1 pseudogene is annotated in these 617 nt (G+C 46.5%); it reads right to left on the bottom strand.

The features are described from left to right. Positions 1-617 (bottom strand): annotated as a pseudogene (locus F887_RS18445) (cell surface protein); the annotation flags it as partial.

Raw genomic sequence — 617 nt, 5'->3', positions numbered from 1 at the left:
GCTGTACCCGCTGCAACATTGCTGATCTTGTTACCCGCAACATCAATACCTGACTTGGTGATGCTTGGTCCATTGGCAATCGTTAGACCATCATTATTAATCACCGTATCGCCTGCCTTAATACTGTTTACATTCAGGTCTTTGGCAAGTTCAATTGCAACCTTGCCGTCTTGTACTTTGGTGGTGATGTTTTCATCTGCACCTACAACATCAACTGCTTCACCCAGTTTCTTCTGAACAGTGGTGCCGTCTTGTGCGGTTAAGCCAAAGCCTTTATCAGTTAAGTCTTGTCCTGCTTTATCTAGCTGGCCTTTGTTCACTGCATCACTGGCTTCGGTTCCATCTGCAACGTTAGAAACTTTATTACCAGCCGCATCGATACCAGATTTAGTGACACTTGGGCCGCCTGTAATAGTCATACCGTCACTGTTAATCACGGTATCGCCCGCAGTCACACTATCCACTTTCAGGTCTTTGGCGGTTGCAACGTCATAGTTGGTACTGCCATCGGCATTCTTCGTTTCAGTCACAACGATGTTGTCACCTTCGGTTACTGTGGTTTTCGCTGCAACGGCTGCACCACGGACTGAATCAATCGCATCATGAATGTTGTTTTG

Origin of the sequence: Acinetobacter sp. NIPH 2100 (genome assembly GCF_000369805.1) — a bacterium.
Taxonomy (GTDB): domain Bacteria; phylum Pseudomonadota; class Gammaproteobacteria; order Pseudomonadales; family Moraxellaceae; genus Acinetobacter.
This window is presented reverse-complemented; position numbering and strand designations above follow the sequence as displayed.